Here is a 24,539-nt window from a genome sequence, read left to right on the forward strand (position 1 = left end):
GTACTGAAAAGTATCTATTTAGAGTCTATTTAGGAATGAAGCAGTTCGTCAAGGCTCGGCTGCGCGCAAACGGCCGCGCGCCCAGAAGCCGGTTCCCGGCATCTCGCGCGCTCCAGATTGTCCAGCGGAACGAAGGGCTTAAGTTCGCAACTCAACTTTGATTGGGAACTTCTTGAGCAGCCGTTCAGCGATTTCGGCCTTGTCCGGCGTTGTCGCGACGCTCAGGACCAGCCCCCGCGACGGGTCGGTGATCGCCTCCACGCGGACCTCGTTCGACAGCCCCTCCAATGCGAGCAGCTCACGGGCGGCTTCGCCAGCGGCGATTTCGCGGAGCTTCGGCTTGAAGATCTTGCCGACCGGCGTGACCGGCATCTCGGCGATGACCGACACGGCGCGCGGCCGCGCCGGTGGTTCGGGGATGTTGTCCTGCACGAAGGCGGCGAGCGCCTGGGCGTCGACATGCACGCCAGGCTGCGCCGAGACGAACAGCATCGGCACCTCGCCGGCATAGGCGTCGGGACGCCCGACCGCGGCGGCAAGCGCCACGCCGGGAAACTGCAATGCCGCGTCCTCGATCGCGCGCGGATCGATGTTGTGACCGCCGCGGATGATGACGTCCTTGGCCCGGCCCATGATGTAGACGAAGCCGTCGGCGTCGATCCGGCAGATGTCGCCGGTGCGCAGCCAGCCTTCATGGAAGGCGTCTTCGGTCTGCTGCTTGTCGACATAGCCGGCAAACACTTGCGGTCCCCTGGTCAGCAGTTCGCCAACCGGCGACGGCCAGGGTCCCGTGTGCAGCTTGCCGCCTTCGAGGATCGCAAGCTCGACCAGCGGATTGGGCGTGCCGACGCTTTCCGGGCGCGGCTTCACGCCGTGCACGTCGTGCGCGATGGCGCCGGCAAGCTCGGTCATGCCGTAGAGCTGCTGGATGCAGGGGCCGCCCCAGGTCGCCAGATAACGCCGCTCGATCTCCGGCGGGCAGACCGAGGCGCCGGTGGCGGTGACGCGCAGGCTTGAAATGTCGCTGTCGCCGACCGGGACATCGGCGATCGCGCCGAGCACGGTCGGCACATTGCCGGCGATGTTGATGCGATATTGCTGCACGATCTTCCAGAAATTGGTGATCAGCGCCGGGTCGCGCGCGCCGGCCGGGCCGGGCATGAGCATGGTGACGCCGGACGTCAGGCAACTGGCGACGGTGCAGAACAGGCCGCCAACATGGAACAGCGGCAGCGTGATCATGCCGCGCTCGCCGCGGCGGAAGTCGAGCGCCATTTTGGAGGAGACGGTCGAGGCGACCATCGCGCGGTTGGTGAGCCGCGCCACCTTGGGATGGCCGGTGGTGCCGCCGGTCGGCAGCATCACGGCGACACGGTCGGCCTCGCTCATGTCCGTTGATTTGCCGTAGTCGTCGCGCCAGGCGGGATCGGGCCGCAGCGCCTCGTCATCGAACGCGATGCCGCCGTCGAGCGGCACGATCACGATGCGGTTGAGCGTCGGCACCTCCCGCTGCAAGCCCTCGATCTTCTCGTAGAGGCCGCCCGGCATGCCCGGCGGTGGCGCCAGCAACAGCTTTGCCTTGATCGCGTTGAGCTGGGCAATGATCGCGTCGCGCGTGAACAGCAGATTGAGCGGTTCGGCGATGCCGCAGGCGGCCACACCGAAGATCGCAACCACGGTCGCGGGGCAGGCCGGCAGCAGGATCGCAACCGCGTCGTCCTTGCCGACGCCTTGGGCACGAAAGAAGGTTTCGGCGGCCTTGACGCAGCCCATCAGGTGATCGTTGGAGATCACCACAGGGTTGGGATCGAGTGGCGAGCGCAGATAGATGGCGGCCTCGGCATCCGGCGCACCCTGCGCGCCGCGGGCAATCAGATCGAGAATGCGTGGGCAGGCGGCGAGCGCCTCCTGCATCTCCTCATCGCGCGCGGCTTCATCGGCCGGCGAAAGCCTGTCCTTCAGCATGTCCGTCCCCGTCGCTTTTGTTCGTTGGCGAGGATTGTATCGAGGCGCAGGCGTGAAAAACAATCCCGTTATTCCGGGACGATGCGTCGCATCGAACCTCAGGGCGCAATTGCGCACCGAGCAATCTCGAGATTCCGGGTCCGTATCTTCGATACGCCCCGGAATGACAATTTCATCCGTGGACGACAGACTTGGCGATCATGCAGTGGATGCCCTTGGAGCCGTTGACGGTCTGCGTCACGCGCAGGTCGGCGGCCAGGCTGCACAGCGTGTAGGCGTCCTCGCGCGAGAGGTTGCGCTTCTCGCCGAGCAGGGCGATCATGTCACGCAAGGCCCGCACCACGCACTGGTCGAGGTCAGGATCCATCGCCATGGTCATGTAATGGTCCGCCGTCTCCGCGCGCGGATAGGCGAGCTTGATGTCCTTGCGCGAGGTCAGACGGAAGCGGCCGGTGAGCGCGGTCTCGATCGCGGTGACGCAGACCTCACCATCGCCCTGCACGCCATGGCCGTCGCCGCAGGAAAACAGCGCACCCGGCACGAACACCGGCAGATAGAGCTTCGCCCCGGCGCCGAGCTCCTTGTTGTCGAGATTGCCGCCCATCGCGCGCGGGACAAGCGAGGAGATGCGGCCCCAGGCCGGCGGCGGCGACACGCCCATCACGCCGAAGAACGGCTTCAGCGGCAGGTCGAGCCCCCAGGGCATGCGTCCGACCATGCGATCGCGATCGAGCGGGATGTTGAGGATGCGCGGCTCGTGGAAATCGTCCGGCAGGGTGCCGGACAGCGGCTTGATCAGATTGTAGCCCCAGTCCTGCCGAAGCTGCACATCGAGGATATCGACCTCCAGCACGTCGCCCGGCTCGGCGCCGCTGACCGCGATCGGGCCGGTGAGGATGTGCCCCGGCACCATCCGCTCGCTCCGCGCATGGATGTCGGCCAGTTCGGGCGGAACGTGAAATCTGTTGCGGTCGGGCACCACCTCGGGCCCGCCGCTGACGGTCTCGATCGTGACCTCGTCGCCGCTCGCAATCGTCAGGACCGGCTTCAGCTTGGCTTCAAAAAAGCCCCAATGGCAGGTTTCGGGACTGGACTTCAGATGATGATGGGTCATGTGACGTCTTTTGATTGCAGCGTTGGCAGCGTATGACGCTGTAGCAGAACTTCGCAGAGGCTTCCCTTGTTTTTTGTTCTCTCCAAGACGCTCGGCATCATGCTGCTGCCGATCAACCTCCTGCTCGGCATCGGCCTGATCGGTGTCATCCTGCTGCTGACACGATTTGCTGCACTCGGCCGCAGGCTGATGGCGGTATCGCTGGTGCTGCTCGCGATCTGCGCCTTCTCGCCGCTCGGCAACATTCTGCTGTACGGGCTGGAGCAGCGCTTTCCGCCGTGGGATGCCTCGCGCGGCGCGCCCGACGGCATCATCGTCCTCGGTGGCTCGATCGACCCCGACGTGTCGGCCGCGTACGGCACGCCGGTCGTGCGCAGCGCTCCCGACCGCATCATCGCCGCCGCAGCACTCGCCCGCAAATATCCGAATGCGCGCCTCGTATTCACCGGCGGCAGCGCCAACCTGATTTCGAACGACGCGCGTGAGGGCGATTATGCGGGCGAGATCTTCGAAAGCCTGGGCGTTGCCAAATCGCGCGTGATCATCGAGCGTCAATCGCGCAACACCGTGGAGAACGCGCAGTTCTCGAAGGCGTTGCTCGATCCGAAGCCAAGCGAGCGATGGCTGCTCGTGACATCGGCCTATCACATGCCGCGCTCGATCGGGCTGTTCCGCAGGGCGGGATTCAACGTCGAGGCCTATCCAGTCGATTGGCGCATCGGCAATGTGTTCGGCCTCGCCACGCTCTCGGTCGAAGGCATGTCGCGGACCGATCTCGGCATGCGGGAGTGGATCGGCCTCGTGGCCTATCGCTTGACGGGTAAGATCGACGATTTGCTGCCGGGCCCGGTCGCGCGCTAAGTCGCGACGAGCTGTCGCCTCCGCCGGTCAATCCGGCTAACATCAAACCAACAGGCGGCGCGAAGCCGCCGATCACGGGAGTTCACGCCATGCAACAGCCGACATCGCCGGAACAGTTCGACCTCGCGGCCATCGTCGCCGATCTGAACAGCCTGTTGCGGCTGAAGACCACGGTCATCGGCATCAAGATGTTCGCCCGCGTCGAGGACATGGAGGCGATCCCGAAGATCCGCCGTCCATCGGCGATCCATACCACCGACCAGATTGTCAGCATGGCGTCGCGGCTCGGCTGGACCGTCGGCATCACAGGCGACGATCTGGTCGGCGCGCAGTGCCGCGCGGTGATCGGGCTCGCGCCGCAGGACGAAAAATGGCTCGCGGGCGAAAACTATGTCGGCGTTTGGCACGGCACAGCGGAAGATGCGCGCAAACGCCAGGAGGCGCTCGACGTCGTACCCTACGGCCGCTACCAGGCGATGGCGGTGAGCCCGCTGACCAGCGGGCGTCTCAATCCGCCCGACATCTGCCTGGTCTACGCGACGCCCGGGCAGATGATCATCCTGATCAATGGCCTGCAATACACCGGCTACAAGAAGTTCGAGTGGGGCGTGGTTGGCGAAACTGCGTGCGCGGATTCGTGGGGGCGGGCGCTGAAGACCGGCGAGCCGAGCCTGTCGTTGCCATGCTTCGCCGAGCGCCGTTATGGCGGCGTGCCCGACGAGGAAATGCTGATGGCGCTGCCGCCGGCCGATCTCGTGAAAGCCATCGTCGGGATGAAGCAGCTCGCCAAGAACGGTCTGCGCTATCCGATCGCGCCCTATGGCATCCAGGCCGACGTGCGCGCCGGCATGGGCGTGTCCTACGGCAAGAAATAGACGGGATTGCTTCGCTGCACCGGCAGTGACAAAAGGGCGCCAATTCGCTGCGCAGGGAACCCAGTTCATGTCTTCGTCGAAATTCGACATCGTCGTCTACGGCGCCACCGGCTTCACCGGCCAGCTCGTCGCCGAATATCTCGCCACCCATTACAAGGATGATCGCGAGCTGAAATGGGCGATGGCCGGACGCAGCAAGGACAAGCTCGCATCGGTCCGCGACGCGATCGGCGCGGCCGTCGATACGCCGCTGATCGTGGCCGATGCGAGCGACGTCGCTTCGCTGAAGGCGATGCTGGCGCAGACCAAATCGGTGATCTCGACCGTCGGCCCGTACCAGCTCTACGGCAACGAGCTGCTCGCGGCCTGCGTCGAGGCCGGCGTCGATTATCTGGACCTCTGCGGCGAGCCGGTCTGGATGCGGCAGATGATCGACAAGCACGAGGCCGCCGCCAAGGCCAGCGGCGCGCGCATCCTGTTCTCCTGCGGTTTCGACTCGGTGCCGTTTGAGCTCGGCACCTTCTTCGTTCAGGCGGAAGCCAGGCGCGTGTTCGGTGCACCGGCGTCGCGCGTCAAGGGCCGCGTGCGCGACATGCGCGGCACGCTGTCGGGCGGCACTGCGGCGAGCGCCAAGGCAACCTTCGATGCGATCTCCAAGGATCTCAGCCTGGTCGCCATCCTAAACAACCCGTTTGCGCTGACTCCGGGTTTCGAAGGCGCCAAGCAGCCGCGCGGCAACAGGCCGATCTATGAGGAGGATCTGCAGTCCTGGGCGGCGCCGTTCATGATGGCGCTGATCAACACCCGCAACGTCCATCGCTCCAACATGCTGATGGGTTATCGGTATGGAAAGGACTTCGTCTACGACGAGATGGTTCTGACCGGGCCGGGCGAAAAAGGTGAAGCCAACGCCAAGCGCGTGATGGCGGCCAATGCCGAGAAGACCGGACCGAACGCGCCCAAGCCGGGCGAGGGGCCGTCCAAGGAGGAGCGCGAGAATGGGCTCTACGACCTGCTCTATGTCGCCGTCGCGCCCGACGGCCGCCAGGTTCGCGCCGCGGTCAAGGGCGATCGCGATCCCGGTTATGGCTCAACCTCGAAGATGATCTCCGAATGCGCGATCTGCCTGTTGCGCGACGCGCCCGAGGTGCCGGCGGGCTTCTGGACGCCGGGAGCCGCGATGCAGGCCAGGCTCATCAAGCGTCTGGTGGATCACGCCGGTCTGACGTTTGCGGTGGAGAAATAATCAGGATCTGTAGGGTGGGCAAAGCGAAGCGTGCCCACCGTCGTACGCACGGAGCAAAAATGGTGGGCACGGCGCTGATGCGCCTTTGCCCACCCTACGCATTTCTCCCGCTATGCCGCGCGCGGGTCGTAGGCGTACATGAAGTCCATCCCTTTCGACGACAACGGCAGCAGCAGCTTGATCATGTGATCGCGGATCCAGGCGCCGGTCGGGCTGAACTCACGCTTGCTGTTGCCGTTGCGGCGCGCGATCGCGACGATCTTCTCGGCGCGCGGCCGCCGCTCGTGCTCGAAATTCTGGAAAGTCATGCCGAGCTCCTGGCGATCCGCCATCAGCCGGCCGAGCACCATCGCGTCTTCCAGCGCCAGCGAAGCGCCCTGGCCGGCGTGCGGGCTGGTGGCGTGCGCGGCATCGCCGATCAGCAGCGTCCGCTTGCGCGACCAGGTCGGCAGCGTTGCGACGTCGAGCGTGTCGGTGACCACGATGTTCTCGGCGGCCTCGATGATCGCGGGGATCGGCGCGTGCCAGCCGGCATGGAAATCGCGCAAATGCTGCTTGATCGCATCCTGGCTCATGGCGCGGTAGGCCGCAGCCGTGAAGCCGTGCGATGGCTGCGTGCTCCACCACATCGCCCCGTCGCTCGGATCCGGGCTGCACAGGCCATAGCCGAAGAAGCCGCTTTGTCCGAACGTGGTCTCCACCCGCTGTCCGATCGGGAGGTTTTCGATCAGCGCGCGCGGCACGAAGCCGCCGAAGCCGATCAGGCCGGTGTCAAACGGCGTCGGCCCGTCCGGGATCACATGCCGCCGCACCGCCGAGTGCACACCATCGGCGCCGATCACGAAATCACCTTCGGCAGTGGTGCCGTCGGCGAAATAGGCGATGACCGGCTGGTCGCCGCGGTCCTCGATCTTCACCAGCCGTTTCTCGAAGAACACCGAGACACTCGCCGACCAGGCTGCGTCGACCAGCGCTTCGTTCAGGGTGGCGCGGCACATGTTCAGGGCCGGCTGACCGAAGCGCCTCGCCATGTCACGGTTGATCGAGCCGAGCTTCTTGCCGGCCTGCGAGTAGAGGTCGAAGGACTCGGCGACCGAACCGCGCTTGATCAGATCGTCGGCCAGACCCAGCTCGGCCAGCACGCGCATGCCGTTCGGCGCGATCTGCAGGCCGCCGCCGATCCCGGTGGAGTAGGACCAGGCCTCGTACAGTTCGACATCGATGCCGGCTCGCTTCAGGAAGAGCGCGGTGACCGGGCCGGCGATACCGCCGCCGATCACGAGGGCCTTGCGGGGACGGTAAGTCATCATGCATTGCTCCATCTGGTCGGGTCGGCTAGGAAAGGTTAGTGACTAATTCTCTTAGTTACTAAGATATCAATCGACTAAGATGTGAGGTGGCGTTTGTCAAGCACGAAATCGCGCGCTGCTCTGTTGCAGGAGCTCGAGGAGGCGATGCGCCGGTCATCGGCGCAGGGCGTGATGTACGGCCAAGCGGTTGCGAACGTTGCCGGAATTTCCAACTCGGACATGGAATGCATGGACATCCTCCACCTCGAGGGGCGGGTGACGGCGGGGCGTCTCGCAGAAGTGACCGGACTGACCACGGGAGCCATCACCGGCGTGGTGGATCGTCTGGAGAAGGCCGGTTACGTGCGGCGTGAGCGGGACGAAAGCGACCGGCGCAAAGTCTTCATATCGGTGGTGGACGAGAAGGCGGTCGAGATCGGCAAGTTCTATGTGCCGATGCAGGAGGCGATGAATCGACTCTTGAGCAGCTATACCGACAGCGAGTTGCGGCTGCTGTTGCGCTTCGCCAACGACGGCTACAAGGGGGTGCTGGAAGCAACCGAGGCGCTGAAGAAGGTGATCGACACGCCGCCGGAAAAGCGCGCCAGCCTCAAGATGCCGCCGAAGTCCCGGCGCTGATCGACACTGATGTCGCGCGGTAGCTCTCGGCCGCCGCATACATCCCCCACATCGTTCCCAGCATCATCCAGAAGTGCCGCCAGTGGTCGGTGTCGATGATGAAGCTTTCGCCGACGATGCCGAGGAATGCCGAGAAGATCGCCAGGTAAGCCCGCTGCCAGGGCACGCGCACGAAGATGTAGCGGAAGCCGGTGATCACGCTGACGAACACCAGCGCCGGATAGCAGACGCCGGAGATCCAGCCGCCCGACATGAAGGCGTTGAGGAAGGAATTGTGGGTGTCTTCGGGGAAATAGGTGTGGAATTGCAGCGGCCCGATTCCGAAGGGGACCTGGAGCGCCATCTGGGCGCCGAGGATGTGACGGCCGAACCGGCCGAACCTGCCCTCGTCGTAGCTCTGGTCGAAGCTCGCGCGCTGCTTGAACATGTCGGCGACCGAGCTGAGCGAGAGCAGCACCGCGACCAGCGCGACGGCGAGGACCACGGCGATCAGTGCCATGATGATGATGCGCGAGCGCTGCGCCTGCGAGCGGCTGGTGAATACCATCAGCGCCAGCATGAAGGCCGCGGTGATGATCAGGCCGCCCCAGGCGGCGCGGGAGAACGACAGCAGGATCGCGAGCGAGATGATGCCGAAGGCGATGGCGTTGCGGAACGCCTTGCCGAAGCGATCGGAGACGACGCTCTGCAGCGTGAACAGCGCCGGCAGGATCAGGAACGCGCCGAGCACGTTGGGATCCTTGAAGGTGCCGCGGGCACGGTCATACAGCGTCAACAGGTCGTAGCCGCCGGGCACCAGATGGAAGTAGCCTGCAACGCCCGAGATCGACGCGATCATCGCCCCGACGATCAGGCCGCGGCGCAACATGTCGAGGCGCGCTTCGGTGTCTTCCGAAATCACCATCGCGAACAGCATGACGGTGATCGCCATGTACCAGGAGGTTAGGATCCAGTTCATCACCTCCGGCTTGTCGAGAAACGGAATCGCGCCGATGCTGTAGCCGACATTGAGCACGATCAGCGCAAACAATAGCGGCATGAACACCAGCCGCATCCGCAGGCCCGTGGCGAAAAAGAGGACGGACGCGATCAGCGTGACGAATTCGTACGGGCTCGGTTCGAAGAACACGATGGCGACGGACGCGCCGGCGAGCCACACCAGCGCGCGTTGCAGCGCAAGCACGCCTGGCGGCGCCGTGATCGGCAGATGGGACGTCCCGGCTGTTGCCGCATAGACCATAACGCACTCACGCAACTCGACATAACGCTCGGTCAGTCACTTCGTCGTTGCGCTCGCAATGACGGCAGTCAGTCTTGCTCCTCAATACGCGTTCTCGTTCTTGGTCAGCAGCGAGAACGGCGTCTTGAGGAGAATGTAGAGGTCGAACAACACCGACCAGTTCTCGATGTAGTAGAGATCGAACTCGACACGTTTCTGGATCTTCTCGTCGGTGTCGACCTCGCCGCGCCAGCCGTTGACCTGTGCCCAGCCGGTGATGCCGGGCTTGACGCGGTGACGGGCGAAGTAGCCGTCGACCGCCTCGTCGAACAGGCGGTTCTGCAGCTTGCCCTGCACGGCGTGTGGACGCGGGCCGACCAGCGAGAGGTTGCCTTTGAGCACGACATTGAACAGTTGCGGAAGCTCGTCGAGGGACGACTTGCGGATGAAGCGGCCGACACGGGTGACGCGCGGATCGTCCTTGGTCACGACCTTGGAGGCGGTCGGATCGGCCTGGTGATGATAGAGCGAGCGGAACTTGAAAACGTCGATCCGCTCATTGTTGAAACCGAATCGCTTCTGACGGAACAGCACCGGGCCCGGACTGTCGAGCTTCACCGCGAGCGCCACCAGACCCATCACCGGCAGGGCGGCGAGCAGGATGAGGCCGCCGACGACGCGGTCGAACAGCCATTTCATCACCAGATCCCAATCGGTGATCGGCGCCTCGAACACATCAAGCGTCGGCACGTTGCCGAGATAGGAGTAGGAGCGGGGGCGGAAGCGCAGCTTGTTGGTGTGCGCCGACAGGCGGATGTCGACCGGCAGCACCCACAGCTTCTTGAGCATTTCCAGGATGCGCGTTTCCGCCGAGATCGGCAGCGCGAACAGCACGAGATCGACGCGGGTGCGGCGGGCGAATTCAACGATGTCGTCGACCTTGCCGAGCTTCGGAGACCCGGCGCAGGTGTCCATGGCGCGGTCGTCGTTGCGGTCGTCGAACACGCCGAGCACGCGAATGTCGGAGTCGTCCTCGGCCTTCAGCGCCTCGACGAGCTGCTCGCCGTTTGTGTCGGCGCCGACGATGACGGTGCGGCGGTCGAGCCGGCCGTCACGCGCCCAGGCGCGCACGATCGCGCGGAGCAGCAGGCGCTCGATGATCAGGACCGCGAGGCCGACCACGAAGAACGACGACAGCCAGACGCGAGACACTTCGCCGCCGAGCTTGGCCAGGAATGACACACCGATGAACAGCAGGAAGACGAATGTCCACGACGAGATCATTCGCGTCATCTGGCGGAGCTGGCCGCGGAAAGTCTGGACCTGATAGATGTCGGCGGCCTGGAAGCAGATCACGGCTGCCGCCGTCATGCCCAGGATTGCCGTGATGTATTCCCAATGGAAGCCGGACAGCGGCTTCACATAGCCGAGGTATAGGCCGATGCCGACAAGGCTGAGCAGCACGAAATCGACGATGCGCACCGCGCCGGTGATCACGACCGGCGAATATGCGCCGCGAACTTTCTGGTTGGTGACGGCGAGCGCTGCCGGCGACAACCGCCGGCGTCGCTCGACCTGCGGGTGACCGGCCGTTGCCGACGCGGCGGCGTCCAGCATCGAGCGTGCGTTGATCGGTTCCACGTGTCCACGTCCATTCCCGCGCGTGCAGATAGGCATGCGGGCGCAGGGTGAAATTCCCCCGAGGCGCGACTTAACGGGACAAATCGGAAGAAACGGTTACGGGCGCATGCAATGGTTAATGTTTGGCAAACGCGTCGCGATAGCCGGCCAGCACGCCCTCGACCATGGCGCCCTGCGAGAAGTGATTGGAGATCCGCTCGCGGAGCTTCTCCGCCCGCGCCGCGGTGCCTGCGGGATTGTCGAGCGCGACTTTGATGGCGTCGGCCATCGCGGCGGCATTGCTCGGCGCGAACAGGGCATCGGTGTGGGTGTCGAAGATCTCCGGAATGCCGCCGACATTGGCGGCGATCATCGGAATGCCGGCCGCCGCGGCCTCGATCACCACGTAAGGCATCGAATCGCCGCGCGACGGGACGACCAAGAGGCGGCCCTTGGAAAAGCCGTACCGTGCCTTGACGTGTCCGATGAAACGGACGGCGTCGCCGAGCGCCAGCCGCTTGACCTGAGCCTTGAGCACGTCGAACTCCTCGCCGTCGCCGCCGAGCGTGAGCGTCAATGGTCTACCTTCCGCGCGCAGCTTAGCCACCGCGTCGATCAGGAGGTCGGCGCCCTTGATGTGCCTGAACTCGCCGACATAGACGAGATCGCTGGCGTCGTCGGCCGTTGGCACGGGCTCGAATTCTTCAGCGGTGACGCCGTTGAACACGCAGCGCACCAGGCCGCCCGGCTCGCCGACGGTGCGCTGATAGGTGTTGCGGGCAAACGCGCTCTCGAACAGGAACAGGTCGGTGCTGTTCATCAGCGCGCGCTCGAGCTGGCTGTAGAATTTGCCCTTCCAGGTGTCGAGCGGGTAGTGCAGCGAACCGCCGTGCGGCGTGTAGACCCGAATGACCTTGTCCGAGCGCCGTCGCGAGCGGACATAAGCGCCGGCCTTGGCGCCGTGGCCATGCACCACATCGGGCTTCAGCGTCCGGATCAGGCCGGCGATGCGCGCCCAGACCGCGACATCGCCGAGGTGCGGCTCGCGGCGGATCGCCACCCGTCGGACGCCGAGCTTCAGGCGAGGAGTAATCTCGGTGAGCGCCGCCTCGGCGCGCGTGCCGCCGGTGAGGCTGTCAGTGATGATGCCGACGTGATGGCCGCGTTCGATCTGGCCGTTGGCGACGTCGAGGATGTGACGGAAGATGCCGCCGACTGGCGCGCGGACGACGTGCAGGATCCGGAGCGGCTGTTCGTGTGTCCGATCGTCCGCCATGGATCAAAACCAGTGCTCGTTGACGAGCACGATGCCACCCGAGCCGATCGACGCACCGAACGCCATGACAAGGGCCATGCAGCCCGGCAACGCGAGCGGAGCAATCAGACAAACAATGGGGGCGCGCGGACCGCGCATCGGAGGAATCCCGGAGAGTAAGAGCCACGATTAACCGCGCTCGTGGTTAACAAAGCATGACGGTCCTGAAGGCCGCTCGACCGGGCTCGGCTGGCCCGATTAACCCAGCGGCAACCTTAATGGAGTGTAATCGCCTCGGTTGAGGTGGAGTCGCGGCGTCCGCGGGAGTGGTGTGATGCAGTTTGCGTTCTGGCGTAGAGGCAAGGAAAAGGCCGTCGTGCAACGGGCGTTGCCGAAGTCCGCGCCCGTTGCCGGCGAGGCCGTCGCTGCGAAGCCGGCTTCCGGTGGTTCTGCTTCCGCTGGGCCGGCCGATGCGTCCGCGGCCAGCGATCTCGATCTGCATGCGCTCGGGCGGGCGCTGGCGAGCAGGCGCGGCTGGATCATCGTGCCGACGGTGCTGGTGTTCGCGCTGTCGCTCGCGGCGGTCAACGTCGTCACCCCGCGCTATAAGTCGGAGGCGCGCATCCTGATCGACGGCCGCGAGAATGTCTTCATGCGGCCGAACGGCGAGCGCGAGCAGGAGCGTACCGCGCTCGATCCGGAGGCGGTGACGAGCCAGGTGCAGCTATTGCTGTCGCGCGATCTCGCGCGCGACATCATCAAGAAGAACAAGCTCGCGGAGCGTCCGGAATTCGATCCGGTGCTGCGCGGCTTCTCGCCGCTGAAGTCGCTGCTGGCGCTGTTCGGTATCGGCCGCGACCCGTTCTCCCTGACGCCGGAAGAGCGGGTGCTCGATGCCTACTATGAGCGCTTCCAGGCTTATGCGGTCGATAAGTCGCGCGTCATGGTGATCGAATTCCAGTCGCAGGATCCGGAGCTTGCCGCTCGCGTCGCCAACTCGATTGCGGAAGGTTATCTCGTGCTGCAGCAGGCGGCACGGCAGGACCAGGCCAAGTCCGCCAGCACATGGCTCTCCGGCGAGATCGACAATTTGCGCAAGAAGGTGTCCGATGCCGATGCGCGGGTCGAGGATTTCCGCTCGAAGTCGGGCTTGTTCGTCGGCACCAACAATACCACGCTGTCCAACCAGCAGATGGGCGAGTTGAACACGCAGCTCAACAATGCCCGTGCATTGAAGGCCGATGCCGAGACCAAGGCGCGCCTGATCCGCGAGATGCTCCAGAGCGGCAAGCCGATCGAGGCGTCGGAGGTGCTCAATTCCGAGACGATCCGCCGGCTGACGGAACAACGTGCTGCGATCCGCGCGCAGCTCGCCGAGCAGTCGTCCACGCTGCTCGACAATCATCCGCGCATCAAGGAATTGAAGGCGCAGCTCACCGACTATGATCGGCAGTTGCGCGACGAGGCGGCCAAGGTGTCGCGTTCGCTGGAGAATGACGCCCGTCTCGCTCGCGGCCGCGTCGACGAGCTGCAGGCGAGCCTCGACCAGGTGAAGAAGCAGGCATCATCGAGCAACACCCAGGACGTCCAGCTCCGCGCGCTCGAGCGCGAGGCCAAGGCGCAGCGCGACTTGCTGGAGACCTATCTCGCCAAATACCGCGAGGCGACGGCCCGCGAGAACATCGACGGCGCGCCGACCGACGGCCGCATCATCTCGCGCGCCTCGGTCTCCAACACGCCGGCCTATCCGAAGAAGCTGCCGATCGTCCTGATCGCGACGCTGGCGACCCTGTTGCTGTCGTCGGGCGTCATCGTCACCGGCGAACTGCTGCGGATCTCCGGGCCGAGCTCGGTCGGCCGTGCGTTCGCACCCGTCGTGGCATCGGTCAGGCGCCGCGAGCCGGTCATGGAGCCTGTGGTCGAGAATAGGGTTGAGCCGGAACTGACGCGCGAGCCGCAAGGGCCGCTGCAGCCCGAGCCGAAGCTCGAATTGCCACGGCAGCCTGACTTGCAGCCGGAGCTTGGGCTGTCACCCGAGCCCGTGGCCGCGCCGGACCATGCGGTCAGCGAGCCGCCGCCTGCGCATGCTCAGCCGGTCAGCGAACTCGACGAACTTGCCGCGCGTCTGGTCGCAGACGGTGCCGCCGCCCGCAAAGTCACGGTCCTCGGCACCGCCGGTGGCGAGAGCGTCACGCAGACTGCACTAACGCTGGCCCGCCTGATGGCGCGCCAGGCCAAGGTGGTGGTGGTCGATCTCGTTGCATCCTCGCCGACGATGACGGCGGCTTCAGTCGATCCAGGCGCTCCTGGTCTTGCCGAACTGATGCAGGGCGAGGCGACGTTTGCCCAGATCATCACCAAGGATCGCCAATCGCGCGTGCAACTCGTCAGCGCCGGACGTCCCGGGTTCGACCGCGCGATACTGCAATCGCCGCGGCTGTCGCTCGCGATCGACGCCTTGGTCAGGGTCTACGACCACGTGCTGCTCGATGCCGGATCGGCCGTCGATCTGCCGGCCGAGTTGCTGACTGCGCACGCGCAGGCCGTCGTGGTGCCTGATGCGGGAATGGCGCAGGATGCGCGCAGGCTGATGGTCGATCAGCTCACGGCGGTCGGCTTCTCGGACGTGACGATGCTGAGCAAGCCCGCCGCGCCGTCTGACATCGCTCGGCCCAGTCCGCGGGTGGTGGCGGCCTGAACCGCCATCGTCAGCCCGTCGGCGTAAAGCCGGTCGCCTGGACGATCCCTTTCCAGCGTACGGATTCCGACGCAAGCAGCCGCGCGAAGTCGTTCATGGCGATCGCGTCGACGTCGACCGATAACTTGGCCATGCCAGATCTGACTTCATCGGTGCGGAGTGACGCCTGTATCGCGCTGTTGAGCTGCTCGACGATTGCCGGCGGCGTCTTCGCCGGCAGGAAGATGCCGAACCAGGTCAGGTCCTGAAGCGCAGGATAACCGGCTTGTGCCACCGTCGGGACGTCCGGGAGCGTGCCAAGGCGGTTCGGACCGGTCGTTGCCAAGGCGCGAAGCTGGCCGGCCTGGACCTGGCCCAGCAGGCTGTCGACCGGCATCACCGCCGAGGCGATTTCCCCCTTCAGGAGGTCCTGGACCGCACCTCTGCCCTGGTAGGGCACGTGGACATAGTCGAAGCCCGCAGTGCGTCCGAGCATCGCGCCAATGAAATGCAGCGTGGTGCCGACGCCCGGCGTACCGTAAGTCGCCTGCGTCGGGTTGGCACGGCACCAGGCGACGAAGTCGGCGATGCTGCCGACGTCCTTCGGTACCTTCGGACCGATGGCCAGCAACGTCGCGAACGAGCCGACGGTCGATACCGGCGTGAAGTCCTCTGGCACGTATGCGAGCGTCTTGTAGATGTGAGGAAACAGCGCGATGAACCCGAGCGGCGCGAGCAGCATGACCGATCCGTCGGCCTCGGCGCTTTTCACCGCTTCGATCGCGATCCGGCCGCTGGCGCCCGGCCGCGTCTCGATGACGATGGATTCGGCATAATCCTTCATCCGACCCGCAACCAGCCTGGCGACGGCGTCCGGCAGTCCGGGCGTGTAGCCGGTCAGGATATGGGCGGTCTTGAGGCGATGCTGCGCGGCGACCGGAGGCACCAAGCCTGCGACGGATAACGCTACACCGGTTGCTGAAGTCAGGACACCGCGACGGGTCAACATGAGCGCCTCCATGCTCTCCGGGCCGCGCCATGTCGGGCGCGACGATCTGCATCACCGCAGGCGGAGGATGCGTGAGGCGGTCATAAACGTCCAATGCTAGTCTTTGGGGCATCCATAACCATTTTGGTAGGGATCTCAGATGCGGGATATCGAGCGTGCCCGGCGCCGGATCAAGCTGCGCGATCTGCATATCCTGATGGCCGTCGCCCAGCGCGGCAGCATGGCGAAAGCCGCAGCCGAACTGGCCATGTCGCAGCCGGCCGTGTCGCGGGCAATCTCCGACATGGAGCACGTGCTTGGGCTTCGACTGCTCGACCGCGGCCGCAACGGTATCGTGCCCACGGCCTACGGCCAGGCGCTGGTCAGGCGCGGCGTGACCATCTTCGACGAATTGACACAAGGGCTCCAGGAACTCGAATTTCTCGCTGATCCGACGACCGGACATCTGCGCATCGGCAGCTCGGAGAGCATCGCAGCGGGCCTGCTGCCGGTGGTGATCGACCAGTTCGCGCGGCGGCATCCCGGCATCCGCTTGAATGTCGCCCAGACCGTGCTTGGCACCACGCATTACCGTGAGCTGCGCGAGCGAAATATCGACCTGTTGCTCGGGTGGATTCCGACGCCTTTCGCGGAGGACGATCTGACGGTCGAGCCGCTGTTGAGCGATCCGCGAGTCGTGGTCGTCGGGTGCAACAGCAAATGGGCGCGGGCGTCGCAAGTTGAGCTCGACGATCTCGTCGATGAGCCGTGGGTGCTGCCGCCGCCCGAGACATTTCCCGGCTCCGCGGTCGCAGACCTGTTTTGTGAAAGCGGATTGCGCATGCCGCGTGCGCCGGTCTCGACGCTATCGCTTCACTTGTGCTGTAGACTGGCGGCGACCGGTCATTTCGTCGCGCTGCTACCGAGCTCGGTTGTCTGGTTCGGCGGTCGCGATCTGGCGCTGAAGATGCTGCCCGTCAAGCTGCCCCGAATATCGACCGTCTCGGCGGCGATCGTGACGTTGAAGGATCGCACGCTAAGCCCGGCCGCCGAGATATTCATCGATTGCGTTCGCGATGTAGCTAGATCGGTGGCAGGCGGGCCGTGCGGCCAGACGTGATGCCGCTCAGCGGAACATGCTGCGCAGGTTCTGCGCGATCTCGAACAATGCCGCGTTGTGCTTCACCGTACGCTTGGCGCGATTGAGGCCTGACAGGGCGGTCGCCGCCAGCCGTCCGCGCAGGCTGAGCGGAATGAAGCTGTCGAAGATCGCTTCGTCGTCCTTGCAGAACAGCCGCTTGTACTCGTCCGACCCGATGCCGAGATCAAGGGCGCGGTAATTCTCCGCAGCATGGCGATCGATGATGTCGCGCATCAGGATCAGGCCGGGACTGTACTTGGCATTGCCCGACATCGTGTAGGTGTTGAACATCATCGAGAAGCGATGGCCGTCGGCAACGCCGGCAAAGATCGCGATGATCTCCTCGTCGCATTCCAGCGCATGGATGTCGATGGCGTGGCGCGTGCCGTCGGCGAGCGGCGTCAGGCAGGCCGTGCGGATGAACTGCTCGACCCCGGGCTCGGCGAACACGTTCGGCAGCTTTTGTTCGGCCATGCGCTGCGGCTTGAGGCGGAAGAACCAGTCGAGCAGCCGCCTGATGTCGGCGCTTTCGGTGGCCACATAATAGCGGAAACCGGGCAGCAGCTTCAGCTTGCGCTCCTTGCCCTTCAGCCGGCGGCGGAACGAATTCGAAATCAGGTCTACGGGTGCAGCACCCGGCTCGATCACGAGCAGCGGACAGTCGTTGGCCGCGGGTTGGCGCGGCAGCAGGGCGAGCGGGTTCGGCAGGTCCTGCCAGCGCAGCGGCTGCTGATGCAGCACCAGTGCGTCGACGCGGGACCGATCCTTGATGGAGCCGATCAGCGCGGCAAGGTCGGCTTCGGTCGCGTTGGCGGCGAAATCCCGCTCGCACAGCGCCATGTTGAAGGTCGAATGCTTGCCGCCCATGAAGCTCGCGCAGCGCGCGCCCCATCGGGATTCGATCGCGAGCGGCAGCAGCAGCAACGGCCGGCGTTCGGCGTCGTGGGCGACGACGATGAAGGGGCGCAGGCCCTCGCGCTCGCCGACCTGCCGCTGCCAGGCGGCGAGGAAGTCGAAACGCTGATAGGGGGTGAAGGATTGCTGCGGTGTCTCGAAGCCGCGCCAGATCGCTTCGGCGGCGGCGAGATCGTGGAAAATGTCAACGCCGGCGATGCGGCTTGCGTTCGACCACGTCCGCGTGTCAGCCGTCCGGCGCTGGATTGCCGCCGCCATGGTCATCTCGGAACCTGCTCGTTCTAAGGTATTTCTTTACAGTTCTCGGCGGGGCCGACCTTCGCAGGCAAATGTCAACAAAGAGTAAGAGCATGTGCCGGCGAGAGGTCGGCGCCGAATGCGCGGGACTGATCTGGCAGGGTACGCAGCAGTCCGGTTGCGTGGCGACTTGAGGAGCCTGAGCGGCGCCAGTCAGGTCAGCCGTGTCCTGCCAGGGAAGGAGGAGTGCTGCAATCAGCTCTGCGCGCGGTCGGGCCGCGACATCCAGGCCACGATCGGCATCGCCGGCAACACCCAGCCGAGCCCCGCGACCACGTAGAAGATCGCTTGCAGCAGCCCCGAATTGGCAAGCCAAGGCGTCTGGGCGACCGTCATGCCGAGCAGCGACCAGACCACGACCAGGATCAGCAGGGCGATGGTTCCGAGTAGTTTGCGGGTACGTATGGCCATGGCGGATATGTGCAACTCGTGATCTCGGCGGCGCTTGCACCGCGGGCGCGGCGGACTATAAGGGGCGCGAAAATCCAATCAAGTCAGGACGAAATGGCCGGTATTTCCGCAAACGAGGCGCAGCTTCGGGCCGTCAGAGTGTGGCTGGTGTCGGTCGCGGCGCTGATCGCGCTGATGGTGCTGGTCGGCGGCGCCACGCGGCTGACCGAGTCCGGCCTGTCGATTGTGGAATGGAAGCCGGTCACCGGCGCGCTGCCGCCGCTGACCGAGGCGCAGTGGACCCAGGCCTTCGACGGCTACAAGACCATTCCGCAATATCGCGAGCTCAACGCCGGGATGACGCTCGATGAGTTCAAGACGATCTTCTGGTGGGAGTGGAGCCACCGGCTGCTCGGCCGCGTGATCGGCGCCGCGTATCTGCTGCCGTTCCTGTATTTCCTATGGCGCGGCACGGTGAGTGGCGAACTTGGGCGGCGGCTGTGGCTGATCTTCGGCCTCGGCGGCCTGCAGGGCGCGGTCGGCTGGTGGATGGTCGCCTCCGGCCTGTCGCAGCGCGTGGAGGTGTCGCAGTATCGGCTGGCGACGCACCTGGTGCTGGCGCTCCTCATCTTTGCTGCGATCGTCTGGACGTTGCGGCGATTGACGGATCGTCCCCCCGTGACCGCAACCGTCAGGTTGAAGATCACGAGTGCGGTGCTGCTCGTGCTGACGTTCGTGCAGCTCTATTTCGGCGCGCTGGTCGCCGGCTTGCGCGCGGGCAGGGTCTATAACACCTGGCCCGATATCGATGGCGGCTTCATCCCGTCGGCTGACCGGCTGTGGTTCGAGACGCCGTGGTGGCGCAATTTGTTCGACAACACGCTGACGGTGCAATTCGAGCATCGCATGACCGCCTATCTGTTGTTCGCGCTGGCGATTGCCCACGCGATCGATGCCGTGCGTTCGCGTGCCGGACGTCCGGTGATCGTGGGCGCCTGGTGGCTCGTCGCAGCCATCACGGTGCAGGCCACGCTCGGCATCCTGACGCTGCTGCATCAGGTGCCGATCGATCTGGCGCTGACGCACCAGGCGGTGGCGATCGTGGTGCTGACGCTCGCCGTCTTGCAGGCCGAGCGGCTTGCCGCGCGCCGGACCGAGCGGGATCAACCGAAGCTCGTTCCCGCCAGCCACGTCGGCCAGGCCGGCTGATCCCTCAGGACAGATAGTCCAGCCCGATATCGAGCGCGGGCGAGCTGTGGGTCACCCAGCCAACCGAAATCAGGTCGACGCCGGTTGCGGCGATATCAGGCGCGGTCGCCGCCGTGATGCGGCCGGAGGCTTCGGTGATCGCTTTGCCGCGCGCCATCTCCACCGCCTGGCGGAACTGATCGACTGTCATGTTGTCGAGCACCACGGCATCGACGCCGAGCGCTAGCGCCTCGTCAAGCTGCGACAACGTATCGACCTCGACCTCGATTTTGACGAGGTGGCCGACATTCGCCTTCGCCCGCTCGATCGCGGGACGGATGCCGCCGGCGAGCGCGATGTGATTATCCTTGATCAGCACCGCATCATCGAGCCCGAAGCGATGGTTGCCGCCGCCGCCGGCGCGGACCGCGTATTTCTCCAGCGCGCGGAGCCCCGGCGTGGTTTTTCGGGTGCAGACGATCTGCGCATGCGTGCCCTTGACGGCTTTGACGAGGGTCGCGGTTGCGCTGGCAACGCCGCTCAGATGGCAGAGAAAATTGAGCGCGGTCCGCTCAGCGGTCAGCAGGCTGCGCGCCGGGCCGTCGATGATCGCGATGACCTGGTCCGGCTCGACCGCGCTGCCGTCCGGGCGCTCGGCGCGAAGCTCCGTCGCGGGCGACACCGTCTGAAAGGCACAGCGGGCGACGTCGAGCCCGGCGACCACGCCGGCCTGCCGTGCGCGCATCACGAGCCGGGCTTGCTGGCTGAGCGGCACGATCGCATTGGCGGTGATGTCGCCAGCACGCCCAAGATCTTCGAGCAGGGCGGTCCGTACGATCGGCTCGTACATCAGCGGCAAGAGAGGATCGAGCGTCATGATTGGGCACTCCTGATGGTTGGGATGGATTCGACGATCTCGCGTGCGGCGCCGAGCGCTTCGCTGCTGGTAAGGGATGACGGTACGGCAGAGGCCGCGCTGTCGGGAAAATCGCTGCGGAAATGGCCGCCGCGACTTTCCTCGCGTTTGGCGGCGGCGACGGCGATCATCAGTCCGACCAGGGCCGTGTCTGATGCCGCACTTTGGCTGCGTGCCAGCGGATAGAGGCTGTGGATCGCACGTTCGATCCCGCCGCGGTCGCGCAACACGCCGAGCCCTTGCGTCAGGATCGGACGCACGGCTGAGGGATCGGCGGGCGGCGGCGCGGCATCGGCGTTCAAGGTAGCCTGCGGTCCCGCGCATACGCCGCCAATGCTCTCGGCGACCCATCGCGCACAGACGATCGCCTCCATCAGCGAGTTGCTCGCGAGCCGGTTTGCGCCGTGCAATCCGGTGCGGGCGGCCTCGCCGCAGGCCCAAAGGCCTCGCACCGTGCTGCGTCCTTCGCGGTCAACAGCGATGCCGCCCATGTGATAGTGAACCGCCGGACGGATCGGAATCGGATCCTTGGCCGGATCGATGCCGGCCATCTTGCAGAACGCGCTGATCACCGGATAGCGCCGCGCGAAATCAGCACCCGGATTCGTGCGCGCGTCGAGGAACGTGCGATGTCCGCCCGCGCGGTGGCGCCACACCGCGCGCGCGACGATATCGCGGGGGGCGAGCTCGGCGCCGGGTTGATCGGCCATGAAGCGCTGTCCGGTCTCGTCGATCAGCACCGCGCCGTCGCCGCGGATCGCTTCGGTCAAGAGCGGCATCGGACGCGACGGCCCGTCGAAGGCGGTCGGATGAAACTGGACGAATTCGAGATCGGCGAGCGTCGCGCCGGCGTGGGCCGCGAGGGCAAGCCCCTGGCCGAAACATCCACTCGGATTGGTGCTGTCGGCGAACAGCCCGCCGATGCCGCCGGTCGCGACCACGACGCGATTGGTGGAGAGGATGAACCAGCCGCCGTCTTTCGACGCGAGCACGCCCCTGACCGTGTTGTCCTCGACCAGCAGACGCCGCGCCTCCACGCCTTCCAGCAGCGTGATCGACGGCGTGCGCCGGACCGTCGCGATCAGGGCGCGCATGATCTCGCGCCCGGTGCCGTCGCCGGTGGCATGCACGATGCGGTTGCGGGCATGCGCCGCTTCCAGTCCGAGCCGCCAGCCTCCGCCCGGCCGACGATCAAACGCGACGCCGAGCCCCGCGAGCCGCTCCACGGCTGCCGGTGCGGCATCGACGATCCGCGCCGCCGCGGCTTCGTCGCACAACCCGGCGCCGGCCGCGATCGTGTCCGCGAGATGCAGGGCTGGGGTGTCATCCGTGCCGACAGCCGCGGCAAATCCGCCCTGCGCCCACATGCTGGAGGCTTCCGCGCCAAGCGGCGATTTCGACAGCAGCACGACCGGCTCGGGCGCGAGCTCAAGTGCGGTCATCAGCCCCGCCGCGCCGCCACCGATGATGACGGGGCGGCCGGTCAGATCGGAGATAGCAGTACTCATAGCGCCAACATCCTTTCGACGCTCAGCCGCGCGCGGTCGGCGATTTCGGGGTCGATCGTCACCTCGTGCTGATTGGTTTCCAGTGCGTGGCGGATGTTCTTCAGCGTGATCCGCTTCATGTGCGGGCAGAGATTGCAGGGGCGGACGAATTCGACATCCGGATGCTGGGCTGCGATGTTGTCGCTCATCGAGCATTCCGTGAGCAACACGACGCGTGGCGGGCGTTTGGTTTCGACGTACGATGACATTGCCGCCGTCGAACCGGAATAGTCCGCTGCGGCGACCACTTCGGGCGGGCATTCCGGATGTGCGAGGATGGTGACGTCGGGATGATTGTCGCGCAGTTGCTGCACATCGTCGGCGGTGAAGAGCTCGTGTACCTCGCAATGGCCCTTCCAGGCGATGATCTTCTTGCTGGTCTGTTTGGCGATGTTCTGCGCCAGATACTCATCGGGCAGCATGATGACGCGCTCGGCGCCAAGCGAATCCACGACCTTCAGCGCATTGCCTGAGGTACAGCAGATATCGGCTTCCGCCTTCACCGCGGTCGATGTGTTGACATAAGCGACGACCGGCGCGTCCGGATAACGCGCGCGCATCAGCCGCACGTCCTGCGCCGTGATGGAATCAGCGAGCGAGCAGCCGGCGGCGAGATCGGGGATCAGCACGGTCTTTTCCGGATTCAGGAGCTTTGCCGTCTCGGCCATGAAGTGCACGCCGGCGAGCACGATGATGTCGGCATCGACCTTGGTGGCTTCGCGCGCCAGCAGGAGGCTGTCGCCGACGATATCGGCGACGCCGTGGAAGATCTCGGGCGTCTGGTAGTTGTGCGCCAGCACCACCGCATTGCGGTGTCGCTTCAGCTCGAGGATCGCGTCGACATCCTCGGCGAAGGTGGCCCATTCGAAGGGCGGGATCACGCGCTTGACGCGCTCATAAAGCGGGGCGGTGCGGTCGAGGAGTTCGGTGTCGAGTGTCGCCATTTATACTCTCCATGAGCATAAGATGGCTTATACTTATCCTGAGCATAAGTGGTGTCAAGTGCGCGAGAGCGGAAGCTTGGTGCCGGCGATGGCTCGCTCGGCCAGAACGGCGTGGCGGAAGCGGAACAGCTTGGCCGGCCGCCCGACCGCCTCGGTGGCGATTGCGCCAGTCTCTTCAACGAGTTCCTGCTGCTCGATGAGCCGGCGGAAATTCTGTTTGTGCACCAGGCGGCCTGCGAGCGCCTCAACACTGCGTTGCAGTTGCAGCAGGGTGAACTCGGCCGGCATCAGCTCGAATACCACGGGACGGTATTTGATCTTGGCACGCAGCCGCGCGATGCCGGTAGCGAGGATGCGGCGATGATCCGCGGTCATCGCCTTGCCCGGCACCGCCGACGCTTCGTGGCCACTCGCGCGCCCAGCTTCCGGAATCAACGATGCTTCGTAGAGCAGCTCGTAGCGCTGCAGCACCAACTCCTCGTTCCAGTCGCGATCGTCGAGCCCGAAGGTGATGGCGCAGCGCTGCCAGCGCTCGCGCTGCAACGTCGAAGATGGTGCGGACTTCGCCCACGCCTTCAGCTTCGGCGCCACCATCCTGGCGAGGAAGGCCGGCGTGCCGGCGCGGTGATCCTCCCAGGGGAAATAGTCGTACCAGCCCGACCAGTGCGCCTCGAAGCCTTCGCCGACCCTGTCCTCGCGGGTCAGGCCGAGATAGCTGATCGAGACGCTGTGCGGTCCCTTGACGTCGCCGGAGCGGCCGGGATCGGCAAAGGTATAGAGCTGCTCGACATAGCCGAGCGGGTGGCCGGTCTGCGCCTCGACCCATGCCCGCAACGCGGTCTGCAGCGAGCGGTGGCTGAACTCGAACGGGCCGCTCGGCAGCGCCGAGCCGCCCGCGATGGTCATGATCCTGGGCGTGCCCTCGGTAACGGCCACCAGCACCGCGACGAGGTCCGCGGTGATCGCGTTCCCCGAAGCCGCTGCGGTTGATTTCTGCGTCGATCTCGCCACGCGCTCGTCCCGCGCTAGCAATAGCCGTAGATGCCGCAGGCGTAGGGCAGGCGGTCCCAGTAGCTCACATAGGCGCCGCCGTAATAGGGACCGAGGTAGCTGTAGGAATGGGCGTTGCCGTAATAGCCGGGCAGCGAGGACGATCCGGGCAGCAGCGGCTCACCCGGCACGAACGGGATGTACGGCACTTCGTTCTGCGGAATCACCACAGGCTCGACCACCACGAGTTGCCGTCCGCGCCGCACATAGGTCGGCGGCGTGATGGTCGTGCGGTAGGCGTAGTGCCGGCGGGGCAGGCCCGGCGGAAGCTGGCGCGTGGCGCGTATGGTGGCGTGCCTGGTGACGACGAGGCTGTCGGCGGCGTCAGCGGGCGAAATCGCTGACAACGCGACCGCGAGTGGCAAAATCCAGCGCAGCATCAATGGTCTCCCGAATCATCCGG

At 65.4% G+C, this 24,539-nt stretch carries 22 protein-coding genes; 7 read left to right on the forward strand and 15 right to left on the reverse strand.

Going from position 1 to position 24,539, the window contains the following annotated elements; genetic code table 11:
• Positions 1-138 precede the first annotated feature (138 nt).
• The gene (locus tag P6U30_RS17285; RefSeq protein WP_407170106.1) at positions 139-1,965 is read right to left on the reverse strand and encodes an AMP-binding protein; all 1,827 of its coding nucleotides are present in this window, start codon (positions 1,963-1,965) and stop codon (positions 139-141) included.
• Between the two features lie 172 nt (positions 1,966-2,137).
• The gene (locus tag P6U30_RS17290) at positions 2,138-3,079 is read right to left on the reverse strand and encodes an acetamidase/formamidase family protein (protein WP_407170107.1); all 942 of its coding nucleotides are present in this window, start codon (positions 3,077-3,079) and stop codon (positions 2,138-2,140) included.
• 66 nt (positions 3,080-3,145) lie between these two features.
• Here P6U30_RS17290 and P6U30_RS17295 point away from each other — a divergent pair, with 66 nt between their 5' ends.
• From P6U30_RS17295 to P6U30_RS17305, 3 genes are all read left to right on the forward strand, one after another.
• Positions 3,146-3,940 carry a YdcF family protein gene (locus P6U30_RS17295; protein ID WP_407170108.1) on the forward strand — a complete coding sequence of 265 codons (795 nt, stop codon included), beginning with the start codon at positions 3,146-3,148 and terminating at the stop codon, positions 3,938-3,940.
• Between the two features lie 89 nt (positions 3,941-4,029).
• Positions 4,030-4,815, forward strand: a complete 786-nt coding sequence (locus P6U30_RS17300) for a DUF169 domain-containing protein (protein WP_407170109.1) — start codon at positions 4,030-4,032, stop codon at positions 4,813-4,815.
• A 67-nt stretch (positions 4,816-4,882) separates the two neighbouring features.
• Positions 4,883-6,061, forward strand: a complete 1,179-nt coding sequence (locus tag P6U30_RS17305; RefSeq protein WP_407170110.1) for a saccharopine dehydrogenase family protein — start codon at positions 4,883-4,885, stop codon at positions 6,059-6,061.
• Between the two features lie 110 nt (positions 6,062-6,171).
• On the opposite strand, the gene P6U30_RS17310 is transcribed toward P6U30_RS17305, so the two are convergent.
• Complete coding sequence (locus P6U30_RS17310; protein ID WP_407170111.1) at positions 6,172-7,368, reverse strand: FAD-dependent oxidoreductase; 1,197 nt, start codon at positions 7,366-7,368, stop codon at positions 6,172-6,174.
• A 147-nt stretch (positions 7,369-7,515) separates the two neighbouring features.
• Between P6U30_RS17310 and P6U30_RS17315 the strand changes: the two genes are divergently transcribed.
• Positions 7,516-7,989, forward strand: coding sequence for a MarR family transcriptional regulator (locus P6U30_RS17315; protein WP_407170475.1), 474 nt, complete (start codon positions 7,516-7,518; stop codon positions 7,987-7,989).
• Here P6U30_RS17315 and P6U30_RS17320 read toward each other — a convergent pair.
• The 4 genes from P6U30_RS17320 to P6U30_RS17335 form a co-directional block, all read right to left on the reverse strand.
• Positions 7,961-9,229, reverse strand: a complete 1,269-nt coding sequence (locus P6U30_RS17320; protein ID WP_407170112.1) for an O-antigen ligase family protein — start codon at positions 9,227-9,229, stop codon at positions 7,961-7,963. The genes P6U30_RS17315 and P6U30_RS17320 overlap by 29 nt on opposite strands.
• Before the next feature lie 81 nt (positions 9,230-9,310).
• The gene (locus P6U30_RS17325) at positions 9,311-10,849 is read right to left on the reverse strand and encodes an undecaprenyl-phosphate glucose phosphotransferase (RefSeq protein ID WP_407170113.1); all 1,539 of its coding nucleotides are present in this window, start codon (positions 10,847-10,849) and stop codon (positions 9,311-9,313) included.
• 115 nt (positions 10,850-10,964) lie between these two features.
• Positions 10,965-12,104 (reverse strand): glycosyltransferase family 4 protein, encoded by a 1,140-nt coding sequence (locus tag P6U30_RS17330; protein ID WP_407170114.1) that lies wholly within the window; start codon positions 12,102-12,104, stop codon positions 10,965-10,967.
• 3 nt (positions 12,105-12,107) lie between these two features.
• Complete coding sequence (locus tag P6U30_RS17335) at positions 12,108-12,242, reverse strand: hypothetical protein (RefSeq protein WP_407170115.1); 135 nt, start codon at positions 12,240-12,242, stop codon at positions 12,108-12,110.
• Positions 12,243-12,417: 175 nt separating this feature from the next.
• On the opposite strand from P6U30_RS17335, the gene P6U30_RS17340 reads away from it, so the two are divergent.
• The gene (locus P6U30_RS17340; protein WP_407170116.1) at positions 12,418-14,781 is read left to right on the forward strand and encodes a GumC family protein; all 2,364 of its coding nucleotides are present in this window, start codon (positions 12,418-12,420) and stop codon (positions 14,779-14,781) included.
• A 10-nt stretch (positions 14,782-14,791) separates the two neighbouring features.
• Here P6U30_RS17340 and P6U30_RS17345 read toward each other — a convergent pair whose 3' ends face one another.
• Positions 14,792-15,769, reverse strand: coding sequence for a Bug family tripartite tricarboxylate transporter substrate binding protein (locus P6U30_RS17345; protein ID WP_407170117.1), 978 nt, complete (start codon positions 15,767-15,769; stop codon positions 14,792-14,794).
• Between the two features lie 139 nt (positions 15,770-15,908).
• Between P6U30_RS17345 and P6U30_RS17350 the strand changes: the two genes are divergently transcribed.
• Positions 15,909-16,868, forward strand: coding sequence for a LysR family transcriptional regulator (locus P6U30_RS17350; protein WP_407170118.1), 960 nt, complete (start codon positions 15,909-15,911; stop codon positions 16,866-16,868).
• A gap of 6 nt (positions 16,869-16,874) precedes the next feature.
• Here the strand turns inward: P6U30_RS17350 and P6U30_RS17355 are convergent, their stop codons facing one another.
• Both P6U30_RS17355 and P6U30_RS17360 read right to left on the reverse strand, forming a co-directional pair.
• Positions 16,875-18,068 carry a GNAT family N-acetyltransferase gene (locus P6U30_RS17355; protein WP_407170119.1) on the reverse strand — a complete coding sequence of 398 codons (1,194 nt, stop codon included), beginning with the start codon at positions 18,066-18,068 and terminating at the stop codon, positions 16,875-16,877.
• Positions 18,069-18,296: 228 nt separating this feature from the next.
• On the reverse strand, positions 18,297-18,512 hold the full coding sequence (locus tag P6U30_RS17360) for a DUF2842 domain-containing protein (RefSeq protein WP_407152203.1): 216 nt from the start codon (positions 18,510-18,512) through the stop codon (positions 18,297-18,299).
• A 93-nt stretch (positions 18,513-18,605) separates the two neighbouring features.
• On the opposite strand from P6U30_RS17360, the gene P6U30_RS17365 reads away from it, so the two are divergent.
• Positions 18,606-19,700: a COX15/CtaA family protein gene (locus tag P6U30_RS17365; protein ID WP_407170120.1), complete on the forward strand. Its 1,095-nt coding sequence runs from the start codon at positions 18,606-18,608 to the stop codon at positions 19,698-19,700.
• Positions 19,701-19,704: 4 nt separating this feature from the next.
• Here the strand turns inward: P6U30_RS17365 and nadC are convergent, their stop codons facing one another.
• From nadC to P6U30_RS17390, 5 genes are read right to left on the reverse strand one after another with little or no spacing between them, the layout of a single operon-like run.
• The gene (nadC, locus tag P6U30_RS17370) at positions 19,705-20,556 is read right to left on the reverse strand and encodes a carboxylating nicotinate-nucleotide diphosphorylase (RefSeq protein WP_407170121.1); all 852 of its coding nucleotides are present in this window, start codon (positions 20,554-20,556) and stop codon (positions 19,705-19,707) included.
• Entirely contained in the window at positions 20,553-22,103 is a 1,551-nt protein-coding gene (locus tag P6U30_RS17375) for an L-aspartate oxidase (protein ID WP_407170122.1), read from the reverse strand. The genes nadC and P6U30_RS17375 overlap by 4 nt, the downstream gene beginning before the upstream one ends.
• Positions 22,100-23,086 (reverse strand): quinolinate synthase NadA, encoded by a 987-nt coding sequence (gene nadA / locus P6U30_RS17380; RefSeq protein ID WP_407170123.1) that lies wholly within the window; start codon positions 23,084-23,086, stop codon positions 22,100-22,102. The genes P6U30_RS17375 and nadA overlap by 4 nt, the downstream gene beginning before the upstream one ends.
• 54 nt (positions 23,087-23,140) lie before the next feature.
• Complete coding sequence (locus tag P6U30_RS17385; protein ID WP_407170124.1) at positions 23,141-24,097, reverse strand: NUDIX hydrolase; 957 nt, start codon at positions 24,095-24,097, stop codon at positions 23,141-23,143.
• Between the two features lie 14 nt (positions 24,098-24,111).
• The gene (locus tag P6U30_RS17390; RefSeq protein WP_407170125.1) at positions 24,112-24,516 is read right to left on the reverse strand and encodes a hypothetical protein; all 405 of its coding nucleotides are present in this window, start codon (positions 24,514-24,516) and stop codon (positions 24,112-24,114) included.
• Between the last annotated feature and the right edge of the window lie 23 nt (positions 24,517-24,539).

The sequence above is a fragment of the Bradyrhizobium sp. ORS 111 genome (genome assembly GCF_045571485.1).
Lineage (GTDB): Bacteria > Pseudomonadota > Alphaproteobacteria > Rhizobiales > Xanthobacteraceae > Bradyrhizobium.

What these genes read in the sequence shown, in the direction of transcription:
- P6U30_RS17365 (WP_407170120.1), top strand. Translation starts at nt 18,606, where the DNA reads ATGGCCGGTATTTCCGCAAACGAGGCGCAGCTTCGGGCCGTCAGAGTG.
- P6U30_RS17310 (WP_407170111.1), bottom strand. Translation starts at nt 7,368, where the DNA reads ATGACTTACCGTCCCCGCAAGGCCCTCGTGATCGGCGGCGGTATCGCC.
- P6U30_RS17355 (WP_407170119.1), bottom strand. Translation starts at nt 18,068, where the DNA reads ATGACCATGGCGGCGGCAATCCAGCGCCGGACGGCTGACACGCGGACG.
- P6U30_RS17290 (WP_407170107.1), bottom strand. Translation starts at nt 3,079, where the DNA reads ATGACCCATCATCATCTGAAGTCCAGTCCCGAAACCTGCCATTGGGGC.
- P6U30_RS17390 (WP_407170125.1), bottom strand. Translation starts at nt 24,516, where the DNA reads ATGCTGCGCTGGATTTTGCCACTCGCGGTCGCGTTGTCAGCGATTTCG.
- nadC (WP_407170121.1), bottom strand. Translation starts at nt 20,556, where the DNA reads ATGACGCTCGATCCTCTCTTGCCGCTGATGTACGAGCCGATCGTACGG.
- P6U30_RS17330 (WP_407170114.1), bottom strand. Translation starts at nt 12,104, where the DNA reads ATGGCGGACGATCGGACACACGAACAGCCGCTCCGGATCCTGCACGTC.
- P6U30_RS17360 (WP_407152203.1), bottom strand. Translation starts at nt 18,512, where the DNA reads ATGGCCATACGTACCCGCAAACTACTCGGAACCATCGCCCTGCTGATC.
- P6U30_RS17375 (WP_407170122.1), bottom strand. Translation starts at nt 22,103, where the DNA reads ATGAGTACTGCTATCTCCGATCTGACCGGCCGCCCCGTCATCATCGGT.
- P6U30_RS17305 (WP_407170110.1), top strand. Translation starts at nt 4,883, where the DNA reads ATGTCTTCGTCGAAATTCGACATCGTCGTCTACGGCGCCACCGGCTTC.
- nadA (WP_407170123.1), bottom strand. Translation starts at nt 23,086, where the DNA reads ATGGCGACACTCGACACCGAACTCCTCGACCGCACCGCCCCGCTTTAT.
- P6U30_RS17315 (WP_407170475.1), top strand. Translation starts at nt 7,516, where the DNA reads ATGCGCCGGTCATCGGCGCAGGGCGTGATGTACGGCCAAGCGGTTGCG.
- P6U30_RS17300 (WP_407170109.1), top strand. Translation starts at nt 4,030, where the DNA reads ATGCAACAGCCGACATCGCCGGAACAGTTCGACCTCGCGGCCATCGTC.
- P6U30_RS17345 (WP_407170117.1), bottom strand. Translation starts at nt 15,769, where the DNA reads ATGTTGACCCGTCGCGGTGTCCTGACTTCAGCAACCGGTGTAGCGTTA.
- P6U30_RS17340 (WP_407170116.1), top strand. Translation starts at nt 12,418, where the DNA reads ATGCAGTTTGCGTTCTGGCGTAGAGGCAAGGAAAAGGCCGTCGTGCAA.
- P6U30_RS17320 (WP_407170112.1), bottom strand. Translation starts at nt 9,229, where the DNA reads ATGGTCTATGCGGCAACAGCCGGGACGTCCCATCTGCCGATCACGGCG.
- P6U30_RS17285 (WP_407170106.1), bottom strand. Translation starts at nt 1,965, where the DNA reads ATGCTGAAGGACAGGCTTTCGCCGGCCGATGAAGCCGCGCGCGATGAG.
- P6U30_RS17350 (WP_407170118.1), top strand. Translation starts at nt 15,909, where the DNA reads ATGCGGGATATCGAGCGTGCCCGGCGCCGGATCAAGCTGCGCGATCTG.
- P6U30_RS17335 (WP_407170115.1), bottom strand. Translation starts at nt 12,242, where the DNA reads ATGCGCGGTCCGCGCGCCCCCATTGTTTGTCTGATTGCTCCGCTCGCG.